The sequence below is a fragment of the Phaeovulum veldkampii DSM 11550 genome (assembly GCF_003034995.1).
GTDB classification, from domain to species: Bacteria; Pseudomonadota; Alphaproteobacteria; order Rhodobacterales; family Rhodobacteraceae; genus Phaeovulum; species Phaeovulum veldkampii.
In genome coordinates, this window is the sequence record NZ_PZKF01000090.1 from 1 (window position 1) to 2,827 (window position 2,827).

Sequence of the window (2,827 nt, forward strand, 5' to 3'; positions counted from 1 at the left end):
GGATCGGAACATCTCATGAGCGTTGGCCTCCTTTCCCTGATCGTGCTTGCTTTGGCGGCACTCGGCTATGTCATCGGACGCCAGCGCGCTGTTGCGGCCTCCCAGGGCGACATCCGCAGACTGCATTCGCTGCCGGGCTATTACGGCCAGTCGGTCGCGCTATTTGCCGGTGTTCCGGCGCTGGTGCTGTTGATGGGCTGGATGCTGGTTCAGCCCATTGTGATTGAAAACCAAGTTTCCGCGCTGATCGCCCCGGCTGATGTGCCCCAGGGCGGCTCGGTGTCGTTGGTCATGTCCGATGTGCGCCGCGTGGCTGAGGGGCTGGATCAGGTCTTGGCCAAGGGTAATCTGTCCGAGGCCGACCTGACCGCGATGCGTTCCGATTTTACCAACGTGCGGTCGCGTCTGGCCGAGGTCGGGGTGGCGCTGGGCACCGACGTCCGGCCCGGTGTGTTCGAGGCGGCCAAGCAATACCGTTCGATGACCGGCACCGGCAATACGGCCATGCTGCTGGCGGTTCTTGCCGTGTCGATCGCGGGTTTCGGCTTTGCGATCAGCCGCATCAACCCGGCCTTCCGGGCGCGCAATGTCGTCGAAAGCTTTGTCATCGCATTGCTGATCGCGGCATCGCTGGTCGCGGTGCTGACAACCTTTGGCATCGTCTTTTCCCTGCTGTTCGAGACGTGGCACTTCTTTGAGATGTATCCTGCAAAGGATTTCTTCTTCAGCCTGACCTGGAACCCGCAGTTCCGCGGCGGGTCTGATCTTGGCATCATTCCACTGATCTGGGGCACACTGTATGTGTCGTTCATCGCGCTGCTGGTGGCGGTGCCGATCGGCCTGCTGGCTGCGATCTATCTGTCAGAATATGCCTCCAAGCGAATGCGCACCGTGGCCAAGCCGCTGATCGAAATTCTCGCGGGTATTCCGACCATCGTCTACGGCCTGTTTGCGCTGATCACCGTGGGCCCCTTGCTGCGCGATTACTTCGCACAGCCGATGGGGCTGGGCACCAGCTCGTCTTCGGTGATGACGGCGGGTCTGGTGATGGGGATCATGATCATCCCCTTCGTGTCGTCGCTGTCGGACGATATCATCAACGCGGTGCCGCAATCGCTGCGCGACGGCTCTCTGGGGTTGGGCGCGACGCCGTCGGAAACCATCCGCGAGGTGGTTCTGCCTGCCGCCCTGCCGGGCGTTGTGGGGGCGATCCTGCTGGCTGCAAGCCGCGCCATCGGCGAAACCATGATCGTGGTCATGGGGGCAGGTGCCGCAGCCAAGCTGGACCTCAACCCGTTCGAGGCGATGACCACCGTCACCGTCAAAATCGTCAGCCAGCTGACCGGCGACACCGAATTTGCCAGCCCTGAAACGCTGGTCGCCTTTGCGCTGGGCCTTTCGCTGTTCGTCATCACGCTGGGGCTGAATGTTGTCGCGCTCTACATCGTGCGCAAATACCGGGAGCAATACGAATGACCGATCTCACCGGCTTTCCCACAGCCGCTCCCGGTGCGCGCCACGGCTCGCTGATGGCCGCAGATGCCCGCACCAAGCGGCGCAATGCTGCCGAGGTGCGGTTTCGCATCTATGGTCTGGTCGCTGTGGTGATCTCGCTGCTGGCGCTGGCCATGTTGTTGATCTCGATCTTCGGCGCCGGGGCTTCGGCCTTCCGCCAGACCTTTCTGACCATGCCGGTCGAATTGACCGAGGCCAAGCTGGACAAATCCGGCACTCGCGACCTTGAGACGATGAAAAAGGTCACCACCGTCGGCTATGCCGCAGTCCTGACCGCTGCGCTGGAAAAGGCGATTGCCGCGCAGGGCATATCGACCGAGGGGCTGACCAAGAAGGAAATCGGCGGCCTGATCTCGCAGGAGGCAGCGGCGCAGTTGCGCAACCATGTGCTGGCCAACCCCGATCTGGTGGGCCAGACCATCGACTATGAGGTGCTGGCGAATGGCCGCGTCGATGGCTACTACAAGGGTCGCGTCTCGAAGGCCTCGGCTGCGCTCGATTCCAATATCAGCCCTGGGCAGCTGCGGCTGGCCGATGACCTGAAAGCCGCTGGGCTGATCGCGCAGCGGTTCAACACCAGCTTCATCACCGCCCCCGACGCCTCGGATCAGCGGCCCGAGGCCGCGGGTCTGGGCGTTGCCATCCTGGGGTCGTTCTACATGATGTTGGTCGTGCTGGTGCTGTCGCTGCCGATCGGCGTGGCTGCCTCGATCTATCTGGAAGAGTTCGCGCCCAAGAACCGCTGGACCGACCTGATCGAGGTGAACATCTCGAACCTTGCCGCAGTGCCCTCGATCGTGTTTGGCATCCTTGGCCTTGCGGTGTTCATCAACTTTGCGGGCCTGCCGCAATCGGCGCCAATCGTCGGCGGGCTGGTGCTCACGCTGATGACGCTGCCGCGGATCATCATTCCCGCGCGCGCCGCCCTGAAGGCGGTGCCACCTTCGATCCGCGACGCAGCGCTGGGGGTTGGCGCCTCCAAGCTGCAATCGGTGTTCCACCATGTGCTGCCGCTGGCCGCGCCCGGCATCCTGACCGGCATGATCATCGGTCTGGCGCAGGCGCTGGGCGAAACCGCGCCGCTGCTGCTGATCGGCATGGTGGCCTTTGTGCGCGATTATCCCGATGGTCTGCCGGGCGGTCTGTTGGACCCCGCCGCGGCGCTGCCGGTGCAGGTCTACAACTGGACCCAGCGCGGCGACCCGGGCTTTGTGGAACGCGCTTCCGGTGCGATCATCGTCTTGCTGGCCTTCCTGCTGGTGATGAACGCGGTTGCCATCATTCTGCGTCGCCGGTTCGAGCGTCGCTGGTA

2 protein-coding genes are annotated in these 2,827 nt (G+C 63.4%); both read left to right on the forward strand.

The window, feature by feature from the left end:
• The first annotated feature begins 15 nt into the window (after positions 1-15).
• A complete protein-coding gene (pstC, locus tag C5F46_RS15895) occupies positions 16-1,476 on the forward strand; it encodes a phosphate ABC transporter permease subunit PstC (RefSeq protein WP_107326273.1) in 1,461 nt (486 codons plus the stop codon).
• Positions 1,473-2,827: phosphate ABC transporter permease PstA (pstA, locus tag C5F46_RS15900; RefSeq protein ID WP_107326274.1), on the forward strand; the 1,355-nt coding region annotated here is incomplete at its 3' end. The genes pstC and pstA, both read left to right, overlap by 4 nt.

What these genes read in the sequence shown, in the direction of transcription:
- pstC (WP_107326273.1), top strand. Translation starts at nt 16, where the DNA reads ATGAGCGTTGGCCTCCTTTCCCTGATCGTGCTTGCTTTGGCGGCACTC.